The sequence below is a fragment of the Paraburkholderia acidicola genome (genome assembly GCF_002362315.1).
GTDB lineage: Bacteria > Pseudomonadota > Gammaproteobacteria > Burkholderiales > Burkholderiaceae > Paraburkholderia > Paraburkholderia acidicola.
Genome location: NZ_MTZV01000004.1, coordinates 912439 through 936550, shown reverse-complemented (window position 1 = coordinate 936550; position 24112 = coordinate 912439). Strand labels below are relative to the sequence as shown.

20 protein-coding genes and 1 pseudogene are annotated in these 24112 nt (G+C 63.3%); 17 read left to right on the top strand and 4 right to left on the bottom strand.

Features of this window, described 5'->3' with window-relative positions; translation table 11 throughout:
- Window positions 1-102 precede the first annotated feature (102 nt).
- Entirely contained in the window at window positions 103-1878 is a 1776-nt protein-coding gene (locus tag BWP39_RS14455) for a phospholipase D-like domain-containing protein (protein ID WP_096721215.1), read from the bottom strand.
- A 124-nt stretch (window positions 1879-2002) separates the two neighbouring features.
- Window positions 2003-2893, bottom strand: coding sequence for a LysR family transcriptional regulator (locus BWP39_RS14450; RefSeq protein ID WP_096721213.1), 891 nt, complete (start codon window positions 2891-2893; stop codon window positions 2003-2005).
- 103 nt (window positions 2894-2996) lie between these two features.
- Between BWP39_RS14450 and BWP39_RS14445 the strand changes: the two genes are divergently transcribed.
- The 6 genes and pseudogenes from BWP39_RS14445 (at window position 2997) to BWP39_RS14420 (ending at window position 10078) form a co-directional block, all read left to right on the top strand.
- Window positions 2997-4292 carry an MFS transporter gene (locus BWP39_RS14445; RefSeq protein ID WP_096721211.1) on the top strand — a complete coding sequence of 432 codons (1296 nt, stop codon included), beginning with the start codon at window positions 2997-2999 and terminating at the stop codon, window positions 4290-4292.
- Window positions 4293-4477: 185 nt separating this feature from the next.
- The gene (locus BWP39_RS14440) at window positions 4478-5128 is read left to right on the top strand and encodes a response regulator (protein WP_207556815.1); all 651 of its coding nucleotides are present in this window, start codon (window positions 4478-4480) and stop codon (window positions 5126-5128) included.
- A gap of 244 nt (window positions 5129-5372) precedes the next feature.
- On the top strand, window positions 5373-6017 hold the full coding sequence (locus BWP39_RS14435) for a response regulator transcription factor (protein WP_096721209.1): 645 nt from the start codon (window positions 5373-5375) through the stop codon (window positions 6015-6017).
- A 708-nt stretch (window positions 6018-6725) separates the two neighbouring features.
- Window positions 6726-8303, top strand: a pseudogene (locus BWP39_RS14430) (ATP-binding protein); the annotation flags it as partial.
- 292 nt (window positions 8304-8595) lie between these two features.
- On the top strand, window positions 8596-9030 hold the full coding sequence (locus tag BWP39_RS14425; RefSeq protein WP_096722590.1) for a CHRD domain-containing protein: 435 nt from the start codon (window positions 8596-8598) through the stop codon (window positions 9028-9030).
- A 97-nt stretch (window positions 9031-9127) separates the two neighbouring features.
- Window positions 9128-10078 (top strand): alpha/beta hydrolase, encoded by a 951-nt coding sequence (locus BWP39_RS14420; RefSeq protein ID WP_096721205.1) that lies wholly within the window; start codon window positions 9128-9130, stop codon window positions 10076-10078.
- On the opposite strand, the gene BWP39_RS14415 is transcribed toward BWP39_RS14420, so the two are convergent.
- Entirely contained in the window at window positions 10048-10899 is an 852-nt protein-coding gene (locus BWP39_RS14415; RefSeq protein ID WP_096721203.1) for an EcsC family protein, read from the bottom strand. The genes BWP39_RS14420 and BWP39_RS14415 overlap by 31 nt on opposite strands.
- Window positions 10900-11033: 134 nt before the next feature.
- Between BWP39_RS14415 and BWP39_RS14410 the strand changes: the two genes are divergently transcribed.
- Together BWP39_RS14410 and BWP39_RS14405 are read left to right on the top strand one after the other, a co-directional pair.
- Window positions 11034-12629, top strand: a complete 1596-nt coding sequence (locus tag BWP39_RS14410; protein ID WP_096721201.1) for an MDR family MFS transporter — start codon at window positions 11034-11036, stop codon at window positions 12627-12629.
- A 33-nt stretch (window positions 12630-12662) separates the two neighbouring features.
- Window positions 12663-13121 (top strand): MarR family winged helix-turn-helix transcriptional regulator, encoded by a 459-nt coding sequence (locus tag BWP39_RS14405; protein WP_096721199.1) that lies wholly within the window; start codon window positions 12663-12665, stop codon window positions 13119-13121.
- 52 nt (window positions 13122-13173) lie between these two features.
- Here BWP39_RS14405 and BWP39_RS14400 read toward each other — a convergent pair whose 3' ends face one another.
- On the bottom strand, window positions 13174-14454 hold the full coding sequence (locus BWP39_RS14400) for an amino acid deaminase (RefSeq protein ID WP_096722588.1): 1281 nt from the start codon (window positions 14452-14454) through the stop codon (window positions 13174-13176).
- A gap of 126 nt (window positions 14455-14580) precedes the next feature.
- On the opposite strand from BWP39_RS14400, the gene BWP39_RS14395 reads away from it, so the two are divergent.
- The 9 genes from BWP39_RS14395 to araG all read left to right on the top strand — a co-directional run bounded on the left by BWP39_RS14395 (window position 14581) and on the right by araG (window position 24077).
- Window positions 14581-15471 (top strand): MurR/RpiR family transcriptional regulator, encoded by an 891-nt coding sequence (locus BWP39_RS14395; RefSeq protein WP_096721197.1) that lies wholly within the window; start codon window positions 14581-14583, stop codon window positions 15469-15471.
- A 3-nt stretch (window positions 15472-15474) separates the two neighbouring features.
- Window positions 15475-16956 (top strand): N-acyl-D-amino-acid deacylase family protein, encoded by a 1482-nt coding sequence (locus tag BWP39_RS14390; RefSeq protein ID WP_096721195.1) that lies wholly within the window; start codon window positions 15475-15477, stop codon window positions 16954-16956.
- Between the two features lie 63 nt (window positions 16957-17019).
- Window positions 17020-17409 carry a RidA family protein gene (locus BWP39_RS14385; protein WP_096722586.1) on the top strand — a complete coding sequence of 130 codons (390 nt, stop codon included), beginning with the start codon at window positions 17020-17022 and terminating at the stop codon, window positions 17407-17409.
- A gap of 238 nt (window positions 17410-17647) precedes the next feature.
- On the top strand, window positions 17648-18589 hold the full coding sequence (locus tag BWP39_RS14380) for an IclR family transcriptional regulator (protein ID WP_096721193.1): 942 nt from the start codon (window positions 17648-17650) through the stop codon (window positions 18587-18589).
- Complete coding sequence (locus BWP39_RS14375; protein ID WP_096721191.1) at window positions 18586-19701, top strand: 2-dehydro-3-deoxygalactonokinase; 1116 nt, start codon at window positions 18586-18588, stop codon at window positions 19699-19701. The genes BWP39_RS14380 and BWP39_RS14375 overlap by 4 nt, the downstream gene beginning before the upstream one ends.
- 40 nt (window positions 19702-19741) lie before the next feature.
- On the top strand, window positions 19742-20422 hold the full coding sequence (locus tag BWP39_RS14370; protein WP_096722584.1) for a 2-dehydro-3-deoxy-6-phosphogalactonate aldolase: 681 nt from the start codon (window positions 19742-19744) through the stop codon (window positions 20420-20422).
- A complete protein-coding gene (locus BWP39_RS14365; RefSeq protein WP_096721188.1) occupies window positions 20419-21195 on the top strand; it encodes an SDR family oxidoreductase in 777 nt (258 codons plus the stop codon). Before BWP39_RS14370 ends, BWP39_RS14365 begins: the two co-directional genes overlap by 4 nt.
- Window positions 21196-21376: 181 nt before the next feature.
- Window positions 21377-22375 carry an arabinose ABC transporter substrate-binding protein gene (locus BWP39_RS14360; RefSeq protein ID WP_096721186.1) on the top strand — a complete coding sequence of 333 codons (999 nt, stop codon included), beginning with the start codon at window positions 21377-21379 and terminating at the stop codon, window positions 22373-22375.
- 178 nt (window positions 22376-22553) lie between these two features.
- Window positions 22554-24077 carry an L-arabinose ABC transporter ATP-binding protein AraG gene (gene araG, locus BWP39_RS14355; protein ID WP_096722582.1) on the top strand — a complete coding sequence of 508 codons (1524 nt, stop codon included), beginning with the start codon at window positions 22554-22556 and terminating at the stop codon, window positions 24075-24077.
- The last annotated feature ends 35 nt before the right edge of the window (window positions 24078-24112 follow it).

Below are 24112 nucleotides of genomic sequence, written 5' to 3'. Positions count from 1 at the left end.
TGTGCCGGATGAAGCTCAACGGCCATGCGGCGGCGATGGCCACCCCAGGCAACGGTGGCTTCTGCGTTGATCCGGAGGATGCGTAGTTGCGCGTACTTTGCGCTATCCAGCCTCGTGCGCGAGTGCGACACGCGCCTTCGCTTCCGGGCTGCCGTCGACAAAGTATTTCGCCGACCATCGGTTGTCCGGCTGCAGGATCAGCCGTTCGCGCGTGCCATGTTGGCGTTGCTCTTCGATTGCGATTGCGCGTGCCCGGTAGTGCTCGTACAAACGCAGAAATTCCGCGAGATAGATGCCCGCGATTCGTTTGTCGCGAATCTCCAGCAGGTTCTCGTCGTTGTAGTGTTCCGAGTTCTGGCTCATGTTGGCCGAACCCGAGTACACGATCGGATCGCTGCCTTCCGCGTCGATCACCAGAAACTTGTGGTGAACGATGACCGGTGCGTACGGTGGTGCCTTCTCGCCGGGAAACACCTGCATTTCCGGCGTGAAACCCTCCGGCACGGTGGCGGGCGAGAAGTAGTTCGCATCGATGACGTCACGCTCGTCGCGGCTGCGGTGATACAGCTCCAGGTTCGCCAGTTGCGTCGTGCTGACGATCTTGCCCGCGTGCTGCGCAGCCTCGGCAGCAACGGCCGATGTCGTGCTGATGTGATTGACGAGCCCGAACATCATCAGGTCGCGGTCTCCGGCGCTGAAGCACGCATCGCGCAGCGGTGCGTCCGTTGGCATGAACAGACAGAACACGACCGAATGTTTCGCGCGACCGATTGCATCGACGATCGTATCGATCTGCGTGCGCTGGTCTTTGGGCTCAGGCGAATAGCAGACGCGCACCTTTGCGCTTCCCACGGTCACGCTGTTTGACCAACCCGGCGTGAGTTGGGCGGTGGCTGCGATCGTCGGATTGCTCGACAGCGCTGCGGCACGATCGCTATAGAACTGTGCCAACTGAGGTGATTCGAACAGATGCAGCACGTTCGCCTGTTCGGTGATGCCTTCGGTGGTGAAGTTGGCGGAACCGGTCAGCACATGCGAGGGCGCGGTCCCCGCGTTCCCATCGCCAGCGACGATAAACTTGTCGTGCATGATGTGCGTTTTATCGCGCGGCAGGCAACGCGCGATATCACGCAGCGCATCGACGGCTGGCTGGTTCGGTGACGGCTCCGACGGCTTGCCCTTCACTTCGACCCGATGCGCGTCGTACACCACTGCAAGCGCGTCCTTGCCATGCGCTTTACCGAATGCCTCGAACGCGGGAAGCGCCCACAGTGCGTCGGTCAGGTGATACACCGCCGACGCCGCCCGCGCCGCGTCAGCAAACACGGTTTCGAAGACCTGCTCCAGATCGTTGGCAAGCCACGTGCGCAGACGCAGCGCCTGCTGCGGCGAAGGCACATCGCCCTTACCGATCCGCATCGCGGCCACCTGGTGCGCGAATGCCTGGGAACTCACGACTGCGCGATTGAACCACGTACCGATGCCGTCCTCGATATGCGCGGGCAGCGTAACCGAACAATGGCCCACGTCGGCGTCGAGCCGCTGCGGCGCGGCCGGTGTGCCGACCACCGGATAGACATCGTAGGTGAAAGTCTTCTGCCGGTCGGGAGGATCGATACGTGCGTCCCACCACATGAACTTCTGGATCGGCGCTTCGGTGGTCGGCGCATCGTGTTGCGGGTCGGCAGCGGGGCCCGCGAAGGTCACGCGGTTCGGCAGCCAGCTACTGGTTTCACGCGTATGCCCGTCTACACTCAGGAACCCTGGTGTGCGCCGGATCGCAAATCCGAGGAAATCACTGCGCGCATGGCCTTCGGGCCAATCGAACGCGAGCAGCACGAGTGTCGGGGAAACATAGCTCCGAACGCTGACCTTCATCCTTCACCTCCGCCGTTATCGATCGGATGAAGTATGCCCGCGCTGCTTGTTGAAAAGATGACGGCGAGGGTCGTCCAGATGGCTAATCGTGCAGGGCAAAGCAAACGGCGCCCGCCCTCCGGTCTCAGCTAAAAAGCCGCGTCAACGCATCGCGCGCATTCGTCACCAGTGAGCTTTCGCCAGGCCGCCCGGGCAACAGGTGAAACTCCACCGACGGCAGCGCCGGCAACCCGCTGCCCGCAGCACAGGCCACGACACCCGCACCCAGCGACGATTCGTTCAGACAGGAAATGCCCAGTCCCGCCTTCAGCGCCAGCAGCAGCCCCGCCACCCCCGATGCCGAATGCGAAATCAGATACGGCACCTTGCGTTCATCGAGCAGCTTCACGACGAAACGCTGTAACTGGCAGCTCGACGGCAGCAAGACCAGCGGGTAGGGCCGCACCGCACGCGGATCGGTATCGGCCGCGCTCACCCAAACCAGCTTCTCGCGACGGACTACCGTGCTACGCGCGTGCGCACTGCCGCCCGACGCATGTCCGCGGCCCGGCGTAAGGAGCCGCAGCGACAGGCCGATATCGTAGGCCGCGTTGTCTTCGGCGCCGCTGTCGATGGTCGCGCTCGGCATCACCGTTACGTGCAGGCGCAGACGCGGATGCTGTTCCGAGAAAGCCTTCAGCACGCGGGCGATGTCGTGCGGACGGTAGTAGTCGGTGATCGCGATGCGCAGTTCGCCGTCGAGCGAGCGGCCTTGCAGGTCTTCGAGCGCGGCCTCGCTCATCGCCAGAATGCGGCGGGCGTGATCGAGCAGCTTCGCGCCCGCCGGGGTGGCCGTGACGCCCTGCTTGCTGCGCACGAAGAGCGGCTGGGCCGCGCGCTCCTCGAGTTTCTTGAGCTGCTCGCTCACCGACGACTGCGACAGAAAAATCCGTTCGGCGCCCGCCGACACGCTGCCCGCCTCGGCCACGGCAACAAAGGTCCGCAACTGGTTCAGATCGAATCCACGCTGGCTCATGATTCGGAATATCCGATGGAAGGTATCCTATTTTCCCGCTTTTCCGATGATAGGTCCATCCCTACGATAACGCCATCAATCATTGGAACGGGAGGCAGTTGTCATGGAATCGAACCGCTCAAGGGCCGGCGGGCTCGCCGGTAATCATCGATGGAAGGTGCTGGGTGTGGGTTTTGCCGCGAACGCGAGCTTTTCGGCCGCGTTTTCCGGCATTCCGACTACCGCGGTGTTGCTGCGCTCGGGCTATCACCTCGGTAACGGCGGCCTCGGTCTCGTGCTGGGGATGCTCGGGCTCGGCATCGCGATCAGCGAGCTACCGTGGGGCATGCTGACCGATCGCTGGGGCGACCGGCGCGTGCTGCTGCTCGGGCTCGGTGCGACGGCGCTGGCGCTGGCCGCGATGGCGCTATTCGTCGTGCCTGGCGCAGCGTCGGTCCCCGGCGTGTCCGCGCTGGCGCTGTGGCTGCTGCTGGTCGGGCTGCTGGGCGGCAGTGTCAATGGATCGAGTGGGCGCGCGGTCATGGCGTGGTTTCGCGAAGGCGAGCGTGGCCTCGCGATGAGCATCCGCCAGACCGCGGTGCCCGCCGGCGGCGGTCTCGGCGCGCTGATGTTGCCGGTGCTTGCCGTACATCTCGGCTTCAGCGCAGTGTTTGGTGTGCTGGCGATCCTGTGCGCGGTGACCGCAGGGTTCGCATGGCGCTGGCTGCACGAGCCCCCCGCAACCCACACAACCGATGCCGCACACGGGACGCAACGTGGCACCGTATCAACCGTAGCGACCGCATCGACCTCGCCATTGCGCAACATCCCGGTCTGGCGTGTTGCGATCGCGGCCGGCATGTTGTGCGCGCCGCAACTGGCGGTCATCACGTTTGCAACGGTCTTTCTGCACGACTTCGGTCACGCCAGCATCGTCACGATCAGCGCGACGATGGTAGCCGTGCAAACGGGCGCCGCGATAGCGCGTGTCCTGAGCGGCCGCTGGACCGATCGCAAGGGTAACCGGCGCGCCTATATGCGGGCCTGCAGTCTCGTCACCGCGGTTTTGTTCGCGGCGCTTGCGCTGATATCGGCCGCGGTCGGCATGCCGCACACGGTGATGATCGCGGTGTGCGCGGCGATGATCGTCGCCGGTGGCGTATGCGCGTCGGCATGGCACGGCGTGGCGTTCACGGAGCTCGCGACGCTCGCCGGCACGAGTCGCGCCGGTACCGCACTCGCAATGGGCAACACCTGCGTGTTCATCATGCTGTTCCTGACGCCGCTCGCGATTCCTGTGTTGCTGTCGGTCACGTCGTGGCCGGTGGTGTGGGCAGTCGCGAGTCTCTTTGCGTTGATCGCACTGCCCGTGTTCCCGCGTGCAGTCGTCGTGCGGAAGGCGAGTACGGCGCACGCCTGAGCGCGCAGCGTCGACCGCCGCAGGGCGGGCGATGCCGTCTGTCCGACGGCGCCCTCGCATTTTTCTTCGCAACGCCCCGTCGATTCAGACACCTCCTATTTTTGTCGACCAAAGGCGGTGCTCTGATGGCGGAACGCGCCGCCTGTGCGGCGCGCTTCGCATCAGTAGGGGACTAAGAGAAAAACATGGGGAACCTTCGCGTCATCGTGGCGGACGATCATCCGTTTGTATTGCTGGGAATTCGGGCCGCGCTCGCCGCGCAGGACGGCATCGACATTGTCGGAGAAGCGGATAGCCCGACGGCGCTGATCGATCTGTTGAAAACCACGCCGTGTGACGTGCTCGTCACCGATCTGACCATGCCCGAGGCCAGCGGCCTCGCGGAGGATGGCCTGCGCCTTGTGCGGCGTGTGTGCCGCGACTGGCCCGAGGTGCGCATCGTCGTGCTGACTGCTCTCACGAATGCCGCAATCCTGCGCGCGATCATGTCGCACGGCGTGACCGGCATGCTCAACAAGACTGAGTCGATGGAAGATCTGGTCGTGGCGATTCGCTGCGCCGGGTATGGCCGCCCTTACGTTGGCCAGCCGATACTCGATGCGCTCGCCACCGCGAGCGGCGACCCGGTCGGTCTCGGGCCGATACGCCGGTTGTCGCCGCGCGAGATGGAAGTCGTCAGTCTCTTCGCGGGCGGTCAGTCCATCTCCGAAATCGCGCACACACTTAGACGCGATATCCGCACCGTCAGCCGGCAAAAGCGCAATGCGATGATCAAGTTTGGTGTGAGCAACGATGCCGGGCTGTTCATCTACGTGCGCGCATACGGAATTTCCTGACGTATCGGATGTCGGGTTATTCCAGCGCGGCCACAATTCAGAACTGTCTTATATCGACGGGTTAGCCGATACCGCACGCTTGTGCGCGGACTCGTCGCTATGAACACACAGCGCGAGCCGACGACGCGGAGTCGCCGCATGCCGGCCAGTTGACGGTCAGCATCGTAAAGACGCGACACCGTGAGTTCGATACGTCCCGGGGATGCACGTAGTGCAGGGACGTCATGGGTATAACGACAATCAAATGAAACAGCATATCCGCGTCATCGTCGCCGACGATCACAGTGCGATTCGCGTCTGCGTACGCCATCTGCTTTCCTCCGTTGCGCATATGTCGCTGGTCGGTACCGCGTCCGATACCGCATCGCTCGCCGAACTCTTCGATACCTGCCCTTGCGATGTGATCGTCACCGATATCGGCATGCCGGCTGTCAACGGCGAAAACAGTGCGGTCTCGCTACTGCGCCGGATCTTGCGCGATCCTGCCTGTCCACCGATCGTCGTGCTCACGATGCTGCGACATCCGCCCGTGTTGAGCGGATTACTGGTGCTCGGCGTGACCGCGATCGTCGACAAGCGCGACACCGTGCATGAACTGATCGATGCGATTGATGCGGCCAGAACCCGCACGCCTTATCTGTCTGAGCGCGTACAGATCGTACCGGAGTCAGACGACGCGTCGACTCAGCCACGTATCGGCATGCTGAGTGCGCGTGAGTGGGAGGTGTTCCGGTTTTACGCACGCGGTTTCGGCGTTACGCAGATTGCCTCAACCCTGGGCCGTAGTGTGAAAACGGTCAGCACGCAGAAGCGCAATGCGATGCGCAAGCTCGGTCTTGAGACCGACGCTGAGCTGATGAGTTATGCGAATCAGATAGGTCTGGCGTAACGATTTGCGTCGATAAACAACACGCTGTAGATCAGGCATCGACGGATACGACACACAGATTGCCATTTGCGATTCTTCCTATTAGTTCTGGGTAGACGGCAGGGTGCCGCTGCAAAGCGCTGAATGGAGGGTGGTATGGCATGTGTGGGGAAGGGGTTGTCGATTTGCGCGGGTTCGATGCAGCTCGCGTGGTCCGGCGAGCAGGGCCCGGGCGTATCTCGTGTGCCACGGGAACGGGCGGTTGGCGTGTCGCTTCTGTTGGGTGCGTCGCAATCGCTGCTACGTACCATGACCATGGCAGTCATGTTTCTTGCAAGCGATATTGCGCAGGCAACGGACGATCCGCGCCGAAGCGCCGAGCGAGCAAGCGGCGCATTTCTGTCGATACACACTGCGGTGGCGGTCAATCACACGGGCGCGCGAAATAACGATCGCCCGGTGATCAACCCGCGCTGTGACGATTGCAACATGCTGTTGTCTAAAGCAAGCGCGCAAAGTGTGGTCGCGGATAGCGCGGTACGCACTCGCAGGCATGACGCGCGCGCTGTGGCTAGCGACAATAGCGAGTGGCGTATCTACACGTTGTGCCTGCTGCCGTTACTGCTCGCAGTCATCGCCGCCCTTCTGATTGCGTTGCGCACACTCCGCCTGCTGCGGCGTGAAATCATCGAGCGCAAACAGGATAAGCAGCGGCTCACGTCGCAACTCAATCTCGCCCAGACCACGTCGCAAACGAAGGACGATTTTCTCGCGACGATGAGCCATGAATTGCGTACTCCGATGAACGGTGTGCAGGGCCTCGTCGACATGCTGGAGCGCATGCCACTCACCGGGGAACAGCGCGAGATGCTCGGCATGATCAACGGCTCGGCGACCACGTTGCGGCAGATTCTCGACGACCTGCTCGACTACTCGAAAATCGAAGCCGGGCACCTCACCGTCGAATCCGGACCGTTCGACATGCGGGAATTGATCGACAGCACGGTGGGCCTGCTGGCGATCCGTGCGCACGAGAAAGGATTGAGTGTCCGGACGGACATCGCATCTCGCCTTGCGGCGACACTGCGAGGCGACAGTACCAAGTTGCGGCAGATCCTTCTCAACCTGCTCGGCAATGCGATCAAGTTCACGTCGGTTGGGCAGATCGACGTGCGTGTCTCGGTTGCGGATGCCGGTGCACAGCACCAGGCCGTTGAGATCGCAGTGACGGACTCGGGCATCGGCATTGCGCCGGATATGCAGTCCCAGATCTTCGAGCCATTCGTGCAGGCGGAGCCATCGACGGCTCGGCGTTTCGGCGGCGCGGGCCTCGGTCTTGCGATCTGCAGACGGCTTGCTCATCTGATGGGCGGCACGCTTGAGTTGCGCAGCGCACCGGGTGTCGGTACCTGCGTGACATTGCGCGTTGTTTTACCGGTCGCGTTGGATGCGCCACACGAACGGCCGATACCGTCGTCGCCCACATCCGCCGATGACACACCCGCGTCGCCCGATCGCAATCTCGCGATTGCCAGCAAAACACTCGTGCTAGTCGCCGAAGACGATCCGGTTCACCAGGCGTTGATTCGCCATCAACTGACTTTGCTTGGCTTTGCCTGTGATATCGCGGATGACGGTGCGCAGGCGCTCGCCGCACTCAAGCAGACGCACTACAGTTGCCTGATTTCAGATTGTCATATGCCGGGAATATCGGGCTACGAGCTGGCAAGGTGGGTACGGGAGAACGAGCGGGACACGCACGGCATAACGCAACGAATGCCGATTCTCGGCATCACGGCGAACACCGGCCCCGACGATCTACGTCTGTGCCGCGAAGCCGGCATGGACGGCTGCATCGTCAAACCCGTGCGCCTCGCTACCTTAAGCGAGCTTCTCGGCAAATGGTTCGGTGGGCCTGTTGCAGACACGTCGTCCGCGTCGTCGGTACAAGAGACGCCACGACCGGATGCATCGATCGATCTCACCTGCATGATCGAGTTATGGGGCAGCGAAACGACGGTGAAGACGCTACTGGAGGCTTTTGTGTCCGCGGTACGCGACGACGTCCGCGCGCTGCAATCATTGCTCGACGATCCCGATGTGGAGCGTCTGATGGAGTGGCACCATCGCGTCGCGGGTGCCGCAAGCGTGCTGCAATATCCGCCGCTACTCGATGTGCTCGAAGCGTACCGGCGCGGTATCGTCACGAAGCCCATCGAATGTTTGCGCGCCGATGGGCTCGCCTTGCTCGATACCTGCAACGCGATGCTGGACGATATCGAGGCGCAGGCGGCGTCACTCGCCTAGCGAAAAAAAACGCGGCCGAAGCCGCGTTTAAACTTGGAGACATCCTTCGATGAAGGAGTCACTTCTCGCAGACGTAGCGTAGCAGGGGTTTGCTACGGCATTCAGTGCGAATCGCGCAATTGTCTATTGGAGAATGTGGAGGGTATCGTCGTCAGGCAGCGGGAATTCACGCGCCTGCACACCCTGCGCGCAGGTTCGATCGAGCCGCGCGGCGGGTCTGAAATTGCCCTAGTATGTGTTCACCCCGCGCGGGCAACCGCTTGTGCGGTGCGATACGAGTCCGGAGAAAAAGATGATTGCGATACGCAAATTGAATCTGGCTGTCGTGTTGTGGGCGCTCGCAACGGGCGTGGCGTTCGCCGATACGGTGGCGCTCAAGGCCGACCTCGAACCGTCCAGCGAAGTGCCGCCGCGCGTGAGTCATGGGCACGGCATGCTGAATGCATCGTTCGATACGTCGACGAAAGCGCTGCAGTGGACCGCGACTTACGAAGGCCTGACGGGCCCCGCAACGATGGCGCATTTCCACGGGCCTGCGCCGGTCGGACAGAACGCGAAAGTCCAGGTGCCGATCGACAAGAGCGCGCTCGCCAGTCCGATCAAGGGCGCAGCGACGTTGACCGATCAGCAGGCCGCCGATCTGATGGCCGGCCAGTGGTATTTCAATGTGCACACAGCGCAGAACCCGTCAGGTGAAATTCGCGGGCAGATCCTGCCGGCCAACTAGACAGCTTCACGGCCGCTGCGTTTAGAGCGGCCCGTCGAACGGTGCGTTGCCGATCGCACGTACCATGGCCGCCTGGCCGTCCGAGGAGCACGTTCCAATGAGTTGGCAAAGCACGATCGCCTGCTGGTTCATCCGCAGGAAATTCCGTCCGCACACGTTGCGGACAACAGTCAATGCCGAAGCGGCCCGCGCCGTGATGAACAAAGGCGCCCGGGTGCCCCGCGTGCCGGCGGGCTGGACGCTGCGTGAGCAGTACGGTCCGGACGACGCGCCACTGTATGGTGAATGGTTCGAGCGTGCCGGCGCGGCGCCGACAGCGCCCGTCATTCTGTATCTGCACGGCGGCGGGTATTACTTCTGCTCGCCGCGTACGCACCGGGCCATCACCTTCGGGTTGGGCACGCGCACCGATGCGCGCGTGTTCTCGCTCGACTATCGCCTCGCTCCCGAGCATCCGTTTCCCGCTGCACTCGACGATGCGCTCGCGGCCTATCGCCGGCTGGTTACGCAGGGCATCTCGCCCGGGTCAATCGTGATTGCCGGCGATTCGGCCGGCGGCGGACTGGCTCTCGCGACGCTGGTCGCACTGCGCGATGCCGGCGACGTACTGCCGGCCGGCGCGATCCTGTTTTCGGCGTGGACCGATCTTGCCGCGACCGGCGCGACGATCCGCACCAACGATGGCGCCGACCCGATGTTCAGCGGTCCGGCAATCGGCCGTGCGGCGAAGCTCTATCTGGCCGATACGCCCGCCACGAATCCGTATGCGTCGCCGCTGTATGCCGACCTGCACGGCTTGCCGCCGCTCTTCATGCAGGCTGCGAGCACCGAAGTGCTGCTCGACGATTCGCGCCGGGTCGCCGACAGCGCTCGCGCAGTCGGCGTGACCGTCGACTTCGAAATCTGGCCGAAGATGCCGCACGTCTGGCAGATCTGGACGCCGTTCATTCCCGAGGCCCGCCGCGCACTCGATCGCGCCGCCGATTTCGTGCGTCAGGTCACGCGCGTAGAGACCGCTCAGCCCGCGAGCGAAATGTCGATCGTCTGATATGCGGCTTCGACGGTTTCGGTGCCGTACTGACGCTCCAGCCTGCGCACGGTGAAGTGGCCGTGCGCGACCTGCTGGAAGTGATCGATGAAAACCGTGTTGACCATCGCGCCCAGTACTGCACCGATCGCCGGAATCGATTTCGCCGCGACCTGCTCGCTGACCTGCACCGAAAAGCGCGCGGCAATCGTGTTCACAAGCCGCAGTAAAGCGGCCGAACCATGTGTGGCAAATCCCTTGCTCGCAATCTCCGATGATGCCTTCGATACCGCCTGCGCCAGCGCACCGCGCATGATGAAGTAGCCGAAATCGGCGTCGTCGTCGGCGTTCGACGCGCTGCCCATACCGAGCACGGTTAGACACTGCAACTGCGTTTCCACCGACGACAGATCCTCTCCTTCGCTACGCGCGATGTCGCAGATCGAACGGAACATCAAGGTTGTCGTGACCGGCAGTTCGACCGGTAGGGCAAACAGGCCGAACGCGCCGCCTGCCGCGCCGGTCGTCGCAACTGCGAACTTGTGCAGCAGGTTGCTCGGCTTATCCAGCGTAGCCGGTGTAGTTGAAGAGGCTGCTGGATCCGCCCGGTTGAGCGTGCGCAACGCGAGTTGCAGGCATTTGCGCAACGCGAGCTGGGTGGCATCGCCGACCTTCTCGTTGGCGAACGCAGGCATCCGGGCCAGCAGTTTTTCCAGCGGCGCACCGACGATACTCGCGAGCTTCATCGTCAGCGCGGGGCTTTCGAGTTCGTGTTTCGCGCGGCGCAGCGCGTTCAGATCGTCGGGGGACAAGACGGGTGTGGCGAGCGGATTCGACTCCATGGACCTCCCGGTCATCGTTGCGAGTGTTGCAAGTACGGCTTGGCCGACTTTAACCGCCGACCGGGCCAGTTTAGAACTTCCCGCTATGGTATGATTCCCGATCGTTTGACGAGTCAACTGTTGCACGATCAAAAATGGCTGTCCATACTGCGGCCCACCACTCGAGTGGGCAAGTTTTACCGTTCCGTGAATCGCTACTAGCGATGCTCGGCATCTCCTTCGTGACGATGCTCGTCGCGCTCGACCAGACCGTGGTCGGCACGGCGTTGCCCACCATCGTGTCCGAGCTGAAAGGCTTCGACCTCTACGCGTGGGTCGCAACCTCCTACCTGCTGACCTCCGTCATCACCGTTCCGATCTTCGGCCGGCTCGGCGACTATTACGGGCGCAAGCCGTTCGTGATTGCGTCGATCGTGCTGTTCACCGGCGCGTCGGTGCTGTGCGGCGCCGCCAACAGCATGCTGTTCCTCGTGATCGCGCGTGGGCTGCAGGGGATCGGTGGTGGCATGCTGGTCGGCACCGCGTTCGCGTGCATTCCCGACCTGTTCCCCGATTCGGTCGTGCGCCTGCGCTGGCAGGTGATGATGAGCTCGGCGTTCGGCATCGCGAATGCGGTCGGACCGTCGCTCGGCGGCTTTCTCACGCAGTATTCGGGCTGGCGCTCGGTGTTCTACGTGAATCTGCCCGTCGGTCTGCTCTCGCTGTTCTTCGTCTGGCGTTATCTGCCGCATCTGCGGCAGGTCGTGCATAAAGGCAAGATGCGACTCGACTGGCCCGGCGCCTTGCTGATCGCCGCCGCGCTCGGTTGCCTGCAACTCTTCGTCGAAATGCTGCCGAAGCACGGGGTGTCCGTCGGTACGATCGCGCTGCTCGCAATCAGCATCGCATCGGCATACGGCTTGTGGCGCTGGGAAAAGTCGTTCCCGCAAGCCATCCTGCCCGTCGACATGTTCCGCAATCGCAGCCTGTCCGCGCTGTTTACGCTGTCGGTGCTCGGCGGCTTCACGATGTTCTCGATGCTGTTTTACGCACCGCTGCTGTTTCAGGGCGGGTTCGGCATGTCGCCGAAAGAGGCGGGTCTCGTCATCACACCGCTCGTCGTGTTCATCACGATCGGCAGTATCGCGAACGGCCGCATCGTGTCGCGGGTACGCAATCCGAATCTGATGCTGTTTGTCGGCTTTGCGCTGCTCGCGATCGCGTGCCTCGGCGTCGTCGTCGCGACGCGCTCGATGCCGCAATGGCTGCTGATGTCGTTCATGGTTATCGGCGGCCTGGGGCTTGGCTTCGTGATGCCGAATCTGACCATCTTTGCGCAGCAGACCGCGGGCCGCGAGCACCTCGGCATTGCGACCGCGCTGCTGCAATCGCTGCGGATGATCGGTGGGATGCTCGGCACAGCGCTTACCGGCACGCTCGTCACGCACATGTATGCGAGCGGCGTGCGCAATGCGCTGGAAAGCGATCACGCGATGCAGTGGATTACCGATCTCGGCGATCCGCAGATCCTGATCAATCACGACGAGCAGCAGACCTTGCTCGGCCAGCTCGCGCATGCCGGACACAATGGCGGCATGCTGCTGGAGTCGGCGCGCGAAGCGCTCGTCGGTGCGATCCATGTCGGGCTCGCACTGGCCGCGGTGATCGCCGTCGTGTCGATCTGGCAGAGCCGGCGCGTGCCGCCCATCAAGCTGCATCGACAGGTTGAACCGACGGTTCACGTGGACTGATCTGATACACCGATTTCGCCCAGGCAGATTCTTATGGAAGTACACGACCGCGTCGCCATTGTTCAGCAGTTCGGCCGCACGTATCGCGCGTTCATGGCGGCGTTCGAACAATATGTCGGCCACCCGATGCCGCGTTGGCGGATTCTGCTCGCGCTACACGAGCACGAAGGGGAGTCGTCGCAGAAGCGGCTGGTCGAGCGTCTGCGCATTGACCCGGGCGCGCTCACGCGTCAGCTCAAGACACTCGAACAAATGGGCTGGATCGCGCGCAGTATGGACACACGCGACAACCGCGTTACCAACGTGAAGCTCACCGACGAAGGGCGTGCGGTGGCGGAAGCGAGCATGCCGCGTCGCCAGGCGTTCTTTGATGACACGATGGGGGCGCTACCGGACGATGCGGTGGTCGCGCTGTCCGGTGCGTTGGGGATGCTGGAGACCCGCATCGGCGAGGTCGCTGCGACGGCGATCACAGAAGCCGACGAGAGTTAAACCGCGAACCTCACCGTGTACGGTGAGGTTCTTGGCGCAGACGCGCGACGCGTCAGAAAAACGTCTCGATGACTTCCGTCACGCGATAAGCCGGATCGACAACCAGCAACTGACGCCATTTGTCGAACGTCAGGCACGGATGCGAGATGTCGAAGGCGATCATGTCGCCGACTTTCAGATCGGCGCCTGCCGGGATGCGCAGATACGCATGCTGGTCCATCAGTCCGAATATTTCCCAACCTTCGCTCGCGGCGATGTCGCGCGGCTGTCCACCAGTGCCTGGCCGATAGTGACGCGCCGGCTCTGGCATGCCCGAATCGAAGGCGGAATCGCGCTTGCCGAGACCGATAATCGCGCGATCGGGTTCAGGAATCGACTGCACGTAGGCCCACAACTGCAACGCCGGCAATAGCCCTTCGCCCATTTTCTTCGCCACTGGATTGCGCGCGAAGATATCGGTCTGCGCCTTCCGGTACACGCCGACATCGTGCGTCAGATAGCAGCCGGGGCGCAGTACGATCTCGATGCGCTCGCCATCCGACGCCTTCGAGAATTCTTCCGCGACCACGTCGTACCACGCCGATCCCGCACCCGACAGCACCGCCGGCGTGCGCGCGAAACGGCCTGCATCGGCAAGTGCGAGCGTCGTCGTCACCGCGCTGCGCAGAAACGCGCGTACTTCGTCTTCTTCCTTCAACACGCCTTCATACATCTCGACGCCGGCGAGCTTCAACGCATCCGGATAGCGCGCAATCGCGTCGAGCACCGCGTCACGCTGTGCCTCGTTGCGCACGCCGGTGCGGCCGCCCGGCACGCCGAGTTCAAGCAGAACCTGCAGCGACTTGCCCACCGAGCCGAAGAATTTCCCCAACTGCTCGACACCATCGACGGAATCGACAAGGCAAAAGAATTCGAAGTTCGGATCGCTCAGCAGCTCCGCGATCATCAGCATGTTGCGCTTGCCGACCAGTTGATTTGCCATCAGCACACGCGACACACCGCCGTGATACGCAGCCCGCACCTGATGCGCGGTCGCGAGCGTGATGCCCCACGCACCGGTTTCGATCTGCCGGCGAAACAGCTGCGGCGCCATCGTCGTCTTGCCGTGCGGTGCGAGCTTGAGACCGTACTCCGTGACGAACGCCTGCATCCACTTGAGGTTGTGTTCGACACGCTCCGCATACAGCACAGCGGCCGGCAGGCTGACGTCTTCGTCGAGCAGATTCCATTCGAGACGCGCGGCATCCGTCAACTGGATGCTGGTACCGGGAACCATGCCCAAGCCCTTGCTATAAGGATCAATCGTCGCGCCCTGATAGTTTGTAACTTTCATGTAATCCGGCTCCATCATCCAGTTAAATCGATTCGAAGTTGACTTTAATATGGTACAGAAAGTACGATGATCTGCGAAATGTTATTTAGTACCAGCGTTCGTGGTACCCCACCCACGGCCTTGCCGATGAATTCAACGACCGAACCGCTTGCCTTCGATATCGTCGCGCGCATCGCCGAATGCGCGCCCGATCTGCGTTCGGCCGAGCGCAAGGTGGCGGCGCTGATTCTCGACGATCTGACCGGCGCATCGCGCGCGAGCATCGGTGCGCTTGCGCAGCAGGCGGAGGTGAGCGCGGCAACTGTGACGCGCTTTGCGAAAGCGGTCGGGTGCCGCGACGTGCGCGAACTGAAGCTGCGGCTTGCGCAGGCGGCCGCGGTCGGACAGCGCTTCCTGAAGGCCAGTACCTCTGCGGATACACCCGAGCCGCTTGCCACACGCGTCTTCGACGAAGTGCAGACGGCTTTGACCCACAATCACGCCTTGCTGCGCCAGGCGCCGCTCGCTCAAGCCGCAGCGGCGTTACGCGAAGCGCGCATGATCTACGTGTTCGGCATGGGCGGTGGTTCGACCGCACTCGCCGATGAAATGCGCTTCCGGCTCGTGCGCCTCGGCCGTCCGGTCGCAACCTACCAGGAAGGGTTGCTGCAGCGGATGGTGGCCAGCACGGTGTCGCGCGAATGCGTGGTGATCGCACTGTCCGCTACAGGCCGCGTGCCTGAGATTGTCGAGAGCTGCCGGATCGCGCGCAGCTACGGCGCGACGCTGATCATGTTGACCGCGCCAGCCTCGCCGCTCGCAAAGCTCGCCGACTGGCTGATTCCGATCGTCGCCTTCGAAACCGATTTCATCTACAAGCCATCGTCGTCACGCTACGCGATGATGATGGCACTCGACGTGCTCGTCACCGAACTCGCCGTCAGTCTCGGTGACGAGAGCCGCGAACTGCTGCGTCGCATGAAGCATGCGCTCGATGCGCATCGCGGCGGCGACGACCGACAACCAATAGGAGACTGATTCATGCACTCGCATCCCGAAGCTGCCGATACATTGATCGTCGGTGCGCAGTTGTACGACGGCACAGGTGCGCCGCCTGTCGAACGCGATATCGCGGTGCGCGACGGTCGCATCGCCGCGATCGGCAATCTGTCGAACTGGCTCGCGGAAGAGGTCGTCGAAGCGAACGGCCGCGCGGTTGCGCCCGGCTTCATCGATGTCCACACGCACGACGACACGCACGTCATCCGCTCGCCGCAGATGCTGCCGAAAATCACCCAGGGCGTGACGACGGTGATCGTTGGCAATTGTGGAATCAGCGCGTCGCCGGTCTCGCTGAAAGGCGAGCCGCCCGATCCGATGAGCCTGCTCGGCGAGCGCGATGCGTTCAGCTACCCGACGTTTGCCGCTTATGTCGAAGCGGTGAATGCAGCGCGGCCCGCGGTGAATGTCGGCGCGTTGATCGGCCATACGGCGCTGCGCAGCAACCACATGGACAGGCTCGACCGCGGGGCGACGCCGAGCGAGATCGACGGCATGCGCGCGCAGCTCGAAGAAGCGCTCGCGCATGGCGCGCTCGGTCTGAGTACGGGGCTCGCGTATAGCTCCGCATTCGCCGCGCCGACTGAAGAAGTGATGGCGCTCGCAGAGCCGCTCGCCGCAGCGGGCGCGCTATACACGACACACATGCGCACCGAGTTCGACGCGATCCTCGATGCGATGGACGAGGCATACCGCATCGGCAAGCATGCGCATGTGCCGGTTGTGATCTCGCATCTGAAATGCGCGGGCCCGTCGAACTGGGGGCGCAGCCGCGAAGTGCTCGAATCGCTGGATGGTGCGCGCCGGTTGCAGCCGATCGGTTGCGATTGCTATCCATACAACCGTAGCTCGACGACGCTCGATTTGCGGCAGGTGACGGGCGATATCGACATCACCATCACGTGGTCGCAACCGCACCCCGAAGCCGCGGGCAAGCTCGTGAAGGACATCGCAGCGGAGTGGGGCGTGACGCAGCAGGAAGCAGCGAAACGTCTGCAACCGGCGGGCGCGGTCTATCACAACATGTCGGAAGACGACGTGCGCCGCATCCTCGCGCATCCCGCGACGATGGTCGGTTCCGACGGCCTGCCGAACGATCCGCTGCCGCATCCGCGGTTGTGGGGCGCGTTTCCGCGCGTGCTCGGCCACTACGCACGCGATGCAGCGTTGATCCCGCTCGAAGAAGCCGTGCGCAAGATGACCGGCTTGTCGGCGCGACGCTTCGGGCTCGCGCAGCGCGGCGAAGTGCAGGTCGGCTATCACGCGGATCTGGTGCTGTTCGATCCGGCGCGGGTGCGCGATACGGCGACGTTCGAGAAGCCGCAACAAGCCGCCGACGGCATCGACGCCGTGTGGGTGAACGGCGTGCTGTCGTATCGCGACGGCCAGCCGACCGGCGAACGAGCGGGGCATTTCGTTGCGCGCGGTGCCGCGTCGCGCGGCGATGCGCACGGCGCATTCTGAAATCGAAACAGTGCGCGGGGATGAATCCGCGCGCACCTTGTCATGAACTTGAGGAGCGAAACGATGAAGCGATATGGTGTGGAAGGCGGTAAAGGAACGGGCGGACAGCATATGCCGTTTGCGCGCGCAGTCGAAGCCGACGGCTGGCTGTACGTGTCGGGCCAGACACCGATGGAAAACGGCGAAGTGATCGACGGCGGCATCGTCGCGCAGTCGCACAAGGCGATCCAGAACGTGTTCGCGATCCTGAAAGAAGCGGGCTATGGCGCGGAAGACGTCGTGCGCTGCGGCGTGTGGCTCGACGATCCGCGTGACTTCGCTTCGTTCAACAAGGTGTTTCGCGAGTATTTCGGTGAGAACCCGCCGGCACGCGCGTGTGTGGTGTCGAGCATGGTGATCGATTGCAAGGTCGAGGTGGATTGCGTGGCGTACAAGGCGCCTGCGGGAGCCTGATCGCTCGATGTAGACGGATGGAAACGGCCGTGATATCTCGGCCGTTCGGGAGGGGCCGCGTATGCGGCCCCTTTTGTTTTTGCGGTTGAAGACCAAAAACGCCCGATTTCCCAATATATGAATCGAACACTCACATATTGGAGATTCTGAAAACTCCGTCCTACAATCCGAACCAGCAAGCCCGCCGCAGGACACATCGCCACGCGGCAGAGGCAGCAAACACGGAGACAACCCGGCCATGCCGTTCACCTCGAGACAGGAAGTACGCGTGCAGCCCGCCCCGCCGTCCCGCGCACGCACCAGCGCGACGGCACCCCAGGCCACGCCCGCCCCGCACGATCCCGCCGATTCGATCGCTCTGCCCAGCACCTTGCTCGACATCACGCCGCAGCAGGCCGGCACGCAGACGTTGTTGCGCGGTCTCGCGATACTCGAAGCCGCTGCCGCGGGCGTGCGCGATCTGCGCACCTTCGGCGCGGCGCTCGGAACGACGCGCAGCACGACGCACCGGCTCGTCAGCAGCCTCGTCCAGGCGCGCTATCTGCGCCAGGTACAGGGCGGCTATCTGCTCGGTCCGAAGCTCATCGAACTCGGCACGATCGCGCTCGAACAGATGCCGCTGACCGCGGTCGCGCGTCCGCATCTCGAGTCGCTGGCCGAACAGACGCTCGACACGATTCACCTCGGTGTGCGCGATGGCGACGACGTGCTGTACATCGACAAGATTCCCGGCACGCGCGGCCTCGAAATGCGTTCGCGCGTCGGCCACCGGATGCCGCTGGCATCCACGGGCATCGGCAAGGCAATGATGCTCGACCTCGTGCCCGACGTATGGCAATCGCTTTTCGATGCATCGCGCCGTGCGCTCGCTGGTGTCAGCTTCAAGCCCGACAACCGGCCCGATTCGCCGACCTTCATGCAACGCATGACGAACTACGCAGCGGGCGGCTACACGTTCGATCTCGAAGAAAACGAAGCGTCGATTCGCTGCGTCGCCGCGCCAGTGCGCGACGCGTCGGGGGCGATCGTCGCGGCGGTGTCGGTGGCGAGCACGATTCCCTACATGTCGCTCGAACGCATGGACGAACTGATTCCGGTCCTGCAACGCGAAGCGCGCGCGATCTCGGAAGAACTCGGCTGGCGTGCGCCGCAACCCGTCACACGCAGGATCAAACGATGACAAGATCGGCTTCACCCGTGCCGGCACCCGGCACGGCGACAGACGCAGTTGCCGTCCCTTTCGCGCCCGCCGGCGATGTCGGCGCCCAATCCAGCCGTGAGCTTGCCGCGCGTGCCGCCTTGATCGCGCTCGACTGGGGTACCACGTCGCTGCGTGCGTATCTGTTCGACGCAGAGGGCCAGGTGCTGGCGACGCAGGCATCGGGCGCGGGCATCATGAATCTGCCGCATGCGGCGAGCGCAGGCGGTTTCGACGCAGCGTTCGATGCAGTGTGCGGCGCATGGCTCGAAGCTGCACCGACCCTGCCGGTGATCGCAGCGGGGATGGTCGGTAGTGCGCAGGGCTGGGTGGAAGCGCCGTATGTCGATGCGCCCGCCGCCGCCGATGCGCTGGTCGCCGGCATCGTCCGTGTGCAGTCTGCGCGCGGCACGACGCTGCATATCGTGCCCGGTGTGCTGGAGCGCGGCGAACTGCCAAACGTGATGCGCGGTGAAGAAACACAGATTTACGGCGCACTTTCCGGCGACGCGGCTTTTGCAGACGACGGCGATAGTGAAACCCGCACGCTGGTCGGTCTACCCGGCACGCACGCAAAGTGGGTCGTCGTGCAGGATGGCCGCATCGAACGGTTTCATACGTTCATGACCGGCGAAGTATTCGCGGCACTGTCCGAGCATACGATTCTCGGCCGCACGATGAAGACGCCCGATCAACCCGATACCGATGCGTTCGTGCGCGGCGTGAATATCGCGCGGCAACGAGGCGAAGCGGGTCTGCTCGCGACCGTGTTCAGCACCCGCACGCTCGGCTTAACCGGTCAGCTTCCCGGCGACAAGCAACCCGACTATCTGTCTGGTTTGCTGATTGGCCACGAACTCGCGGGTCTCGAAGCGGTGCTTGCACAACAACAGACAACCCTCGCCGGTCGCCCGCTACGACTGATCGGCAACGAGGCGCTGTGCGAACGTTACCGCCTCGCGCTCGAACAGTTCGGCTGCCATGAAGCGGTGCTGGTGAAGCAGGCCACCGAGCGCGGCCTGTGGCGTATCGCCAGCGAAGCAGGTCTCGTCGCACCGGTTGCAGGCGCGGCCCACGCTGTGCACGCCGGCTAACGGCAGCGCAGACGACCCGACGACATTCAAAGGAATCGACATGCAACCCCACATCACTCTGCCCGCACCGTATCTGCCGCACACGGGTCTGATGGCGGCCTTCGAAGCATGTCCGCTGATCGCCATCCTGCGCGGCGTGACACCCGCCGATGCCGCCGAGCATGCACGCGCGCTCTACGAAGCGGGCTTTCGCATCGTCGAAGTGCCGCTCAATTCGCCTCGACCGTTCGACAGCATCGCCGCGATTCGCGAAGCGTTGCCGGTCGATGCGATCGTCGGCGCGGGGACCGTGCTGCATGCGAGCTTCGTACACGACGTGAAGGCCGCAGGCGGTGAACTGATCGTGATGCCGCATAGCGATCCCGAAGTCGTATCGGCAGCGAAAACACATGGCATGGCGTGCGCACCGGGCGTCGCGACGCCGACGGAAGCGTTCATCGCGTTGAAGAACGGCGCGGACGTACTGAAGATGTTTCCCGCCGAGCAGCTCGGCGTACACGTGGTCAAGGCATGGCGCGCGGTGATCGCCGCCGAGGTGCCGCTCGTGCCGGTCGGTGGAATTTCACCGGACAACATGGGGCCGTTCCTGTCCGCGGGTGCGAACGGTTTTGGGCTTGGTTCCGCGCTGTACAAGCCGGGCCAGAGCGTAGCAACGACGGCGGCGCACGCACAGGCGTTCGTCGACGGATTGCGCGCTGCCCGGGCGGGTGCGAAGTCATGAATCGACTGACCGGCAAAGTCGCGCTGATCACCGGTGCCGGTCGCGGCATCGGTGCGGCGATTGCCGATGTGTTTGCGCGCGAAGGCGCAGCGGTCGTGCTCGCTGAACTCGATCTCGAGACCGCGCAACGTACCGCGCAGGAAATCGAAACCCGGCACAGCGCACGCGCACTCGCCGTGCAGACCGACGTGACGCAATCGGCGTCGGTGCAGCATGCGGTCAGCGAAGCGGAACACGCGTTCGGTCCGCTCGACATTCTGGTGAACAACGCGGGCATCAACGTGTTCTGCGATCCACTGACGATGACCGATGAAGACTGGCGCCGCTGTTTTGCTGTCGATCTCGACGGTGTGTGGAACGGCTGCCGCGCGGTATTGCCAGGCATGGTCGAGCGCGGCGCGGGCAGCATCGTGAATATTGCGTCGACGCATGCGTTCAAGATCATTCCCGGGTGCTTTCCGTATCCGGTGGCGAAGCATGGTGTGCTCGGCCTCACGCGCGCGCTCGGTATCGAGTACGCGCCGCGCAACGTACGCGTCAACGCGATCGCGCCAGGTTATGTCGAAACGCAGTTGACACACGACTGGTGGAATGCGCAACCCGATCCGGCCGCTGCGCAGCAAGCCACGCTCGCGTTGCAGCCGATGAAGCGCATCGGTCGTCCGGAAGAAGTCGCGATGACCGCGGTGTTCCTCGCATCGGACGAAGCGCCGTTTATTAACGCAAGCTGCATCACAGTCGATGGCGGGCGCTCGGCGCTGTATCACGACTGAGACGCGAGCCTGCTGCAGGGCAAGGCAGAGCAGGACGCGCGCGACGAACACGGGAGAGCGCGCGGCAGGAGTAGTAGAAAAAGTGTGAACCGGTTTAACGCACGGGCCGCGTGTGTCGAACCGGCAACAAGAAGACGCGGCCGATACCTTCTCGTTACCAATTAGTCAGGAGACACGCATCATGAAACGTAGAATTTTTCTCACGCTGGCCGCCGCGGCGACAGGAGTGCTCTTCAACGCACCGGTCGCGCAGGCCGCTGACCCGGTGAAGATCGGCTTCCTCGTGAAGCAACCGGAAGAACCCTGGTTCCAGGACGAGTGGAAGTTCGCTGAAATCGCAGCGAAGGAAAAGGGCTTTACGCTCGTGAAGATCGGCGCGCCGTCCGGTGAAAAGGTCATGAGCGCAATCGATAACCTCGCTGCGCAAAAGGCCCAGGGCTTCGTGATCTGCACGCCTGACGTCAAGCTCGGACCGGGCATCGTCGCAAAGGCGAAGGCCGACGGCCTGAAGATGATGACGGTCGATGACCGCCTCGTCGACGGCTCGGGCAACCCGATCGCGAGCGTGCCGCACATGGGCATTTCGGCGTACAACATCGGCAAGCAGGTCGGCGACGGCCTGGCTGCGGAAATCAAGAAGCGCGGCTGGGACGTGAAGGATGTCGGCGCGATCGACGTGACGTACGAGCAGTTGCCCACTGCACATGACCGCACGAGCGGCGCGACCGATGCACTGGTTGCCTCGGGTTTCCCGAAGGCCAACGTGATCGCAGCACCGCAGTCGAAGACGGACACGGAAAACGCGTTCAATGCAGCCAACATCGCGCTGACGAAGAATCCGCAGTTCAAGCACTGGGTGGCTTACGCGCTGAACGACGAAGGTGTGCTCGGCGCGGTGCGTGCAGCAGAAAGCCGCGGCTTCAAGGCCGACAACATGATCGGCATCGGTATCGGCGGTTCGGACTCGGCGCTCAACGAGTTCAAGAAGGGCTCGCCGACGGGCTTCTACGGCACCGTGATTATCAGCCCTAAGCGCCATGGCGAAGAAACCTCGACGCTGATGTACGACTGGGTCACGCAAGGCAAGGAACCGCCGCTGCTCACGCTGACGACGGGCATGCTCGCCACGCGTGACAACGTCGCCGACGTGCGCGAGAAGATGGGCCTCGCGTCGAAGTAAGCGACGGTATGTGGCGGATGCGCGTTGCATCTCGCCGCAAGCCAGGCAGTGCAGGCATGCGCGCGGTACGGACGAAGGTTCGCGCCGCGCGCACGCAGGATGAGACAGGCCGCCGCCGGCCGCGCAGACAATCTGCGTGACCGGACTCTGGCGGCGTATGGATGCAACAGGAGGCGAAGTGTCAGCGACGCTACGTTTTGACGAAATCGGCAAGGTGTTTCCAGGCGTGCGTGCGCTGGACGGTGTGTCGTTCGACGTGCATGCGGGTCAGGTGCACGGCTTGATGGGTGAGAACGGTGCCGGCAAATCGACGCTGCTGAAAATTCTCGGCGGCGAGTATCAGCCGGATTCGGGCCGTGTGCTGATCGACGGTAACGAGGTGCGCTTTTCGAGCGCGGCCGCGTCGATCTCAGCCGGTATCGCGGTGATTCACCAGGAATTGCAGTACGTGCCGGATCTGACCGTCACGGAAAACCTGCTGCTCGGCCAGTTGCCGAATTCGCTCGGCTGGGTCAACAAGCGCGAAGCAAAGCGCTTCGTGCGCGAGCGGCTCGCGGCGATGGGCGTGGCGCTTGATCCCGATGCGAAGCTCGGCAAGCTGTCGATCGCACAGCGGCAGATGGTCGAGATCTGCAAGGCGCTGCTGCGCAATGCGCGCGTCATTGCACTCGATGAGCCGACCAGCTCGCTGTCGCACAGCGAAACCGAAGTGCTGTTCAAGCTCGTGCGCGATCTGCGTGCGGACAATCGCGCGCTGATCTACATCTCGCACCGCATGGACGAGATCTATCAGCTGTGCGACGCGTGCACGATCTTCCGCGACGGCCGCAAGGTCGCGTCGCACCCGAGCCTCGTAGACGTGAAGCGCGACACCATCGTCAGCGAGATGGTCGGTCGCGAGATTTCCGACATCTACAACTACACACCGCGCGCGTTGGGCGAAGTGCGCTTCTCGGCGCAGGCGATTGTTGGCCATGCGCTGGCGGAGCCAACCAGCTTCGAAGTACGGCGCGGCGAAATTCTCGGCTTTTTCGGCCTGGTCGGCGCAGGGCGTAGCGAACTGATGCACCTCGTGTACGGCGCGGATCACAAGAAAGGCGGTGAGCTGAAACTCGATGGCAAGCCCATCAAGGTGCGCAGTGCCGGTGAGGCGATCCGTCATGGCATCGTGCTGTGCCCCGAAGACCGCAAGGAAGAGGGCATCGTCGCGATGGCGAGCGTGTCGGAGAACATCAACATCAGTTGCCGCCGCCATTATCTGCGCGCGGGCATGTTCCTCGACCGCAAGAAGGAAGCTGCTACGGCGGACCGCTTCATCAAGCTGCTGAAGATCAAGACGCCCGGTCGGCGTCAGAAAATCCGCTTCCTGTCGGGCGGCAACCAGCAAAAAGCGATTCTGTCGCGCTGGCTCGCGGAGCCTGACCTGAAAGTGGTGATCCTCGACGAACCGACGCGCGGGATCGACGTCGGTGCAAAGCACGAAATCTATAACGTGATCTATCAGCTCGCGGAGCGCGGCTGCGCGATCGTGATGATCTCGTCGGAATTGCCGGAAGTGCTGGGCGTCTCGGACCGCATCATCGTGATGCGCCAGGGCCGCATTTCCGGGGAGCTCGCGCGCGGCGAAGCGACCGAACAGTCGGTGCTGGGCCTTGCATTGCCGCAAAGCTCGACCGCGCCCGAAACCGCTCAGGCGGCCTGAATCTGAAGTCCAACCCGTGGGGAACGGGAGGAGTA

Coding starts and splice junctions, on each gene's coding strand:
- BWP39_RS14450 (WP_096721213.1), bottom strand. CDS start 2,893: ATGAGCCAGCGTGGATTCGATCTGAACCAGTTGCGGACCTTTGTTGCC.
- BWP39_RS14365 (WP_096721188.1), top strand. CDS start 20,419: ATGAATCGACTGACCGGCAAAGTCGCGCTGATCACCGGTGCCGGTCGC.
- BWP39_RS14445 (WP_096721211.1), top strand. CDS start 2,997: ATGGAATCGAACCGCTCAAGGGCCGGCGGGCTCGCCGGTAATCATCGA.
- BWP39_RS14425 (WP_096722590.1), top strand. CDS start 8,596: ATGATTGCGATACGCAAATTGAATCTGGCTGTCGTGTTGTGGGCGCTC.
- BWP39_RS14395 (WP_096721197.1), top strand. CDS start 14,581: ATGAATTCAACGACCGAACCGCTTGCCTTCGATATCGTCGCGCGCATC.
- BWP39_RS14390 (WP_096721195.1), top strand. CDS start 15,475: ATGCACTCGCATCCCGAAGCTGCCGATACATTGATCGTCGGTGCGCAG.
- BWP39_RS14400 (WP_096722588.1), bottom strand. CDS start 14,454: ATGAAAGTTACAAACTATCAGGGCGCGACGATTGATCCTTATAGCAAG.
- BWP39_RS14370 (WP_096722584.1), top strand. CDS start 19,742: ATGCAACCCCACATCACTCTGCCCGCACCGTATCTGCCGCACACGGGT.
- BWP39_RS14385 (WP_096722586.1), top strand. CDS start 17,020: ATGAAGCGATATGGTGTGGAAGGCGGTAAAGGAACGGGCGGACAGCAT.
- BWP39_RS14360 (WP_096721186.1), top strand. CDS start 21,377: ATGAAACGTAGAATTTTTCTCACGCTGGCCGCCGCGGCGACAGGAGTG.
- BWP39_RS14420 (WP_096721205.1), top strand. CDS start 9,128: ATGAGTTGGCAAAGCACGATCGCCTGCTGGTTCATCCGCAGGAAATTC.
- BWP39_RS14455 (WP_096721215.1), bottom strand. CDS start 1,878: ATGAAGGTCAGCGTTCGGAGCTATGTTTCCCCGACACTCGTGCTGCTC.
- BWP39_RS14405 (WP_096721199.1), top strand. CDS start 12,663: ATGGAAGTACACGACCGCGTCGCCATTGTTCAGCAGTTCGGCCGCACG.
- BWP39_RS14415 (WP_096721203.1), bottom strand. CDS start 10,899: ATGGAGTCGAATCCGCTCGCCACACCCGTCTTGTCCCCCGACGATCTG.
- BWP39_RS14435 (WP_096721209.1), top strand. CDS start 5,373: ATGAAACAGCATATCCGCGTCATCGTCGCCGACGATCACAGTGCGATT.
- BWP39_RS14375 (WP_096721191.1), top strand. CDS start 18,586: ATGACAAGATCGGCTTCACCCGTGCCGGCACCCGGCACGGCGACAGAC.
- BWP39_RS14410 (WP_096721201.1), top strand. CDS start 11,034: ATGGCTGTCCATACTGCGGCCCACCACTCGAGTGGGCAAGTTTTACCG.
- BWP39_RS14440 (WP_207556815.1), top strand. CDS start 4,478: ATGGGGAACCTTCGCGTCATCGTGGCGGACGATCATCCGTTTGTATTG.
- BWP39_RS14380 (WP_096721193.1), top strand. CDS start 17,648: ATGCCGTTCACCTCGAGACAGGAAGTACGCGTGCAGCCCGCCCCGCCG.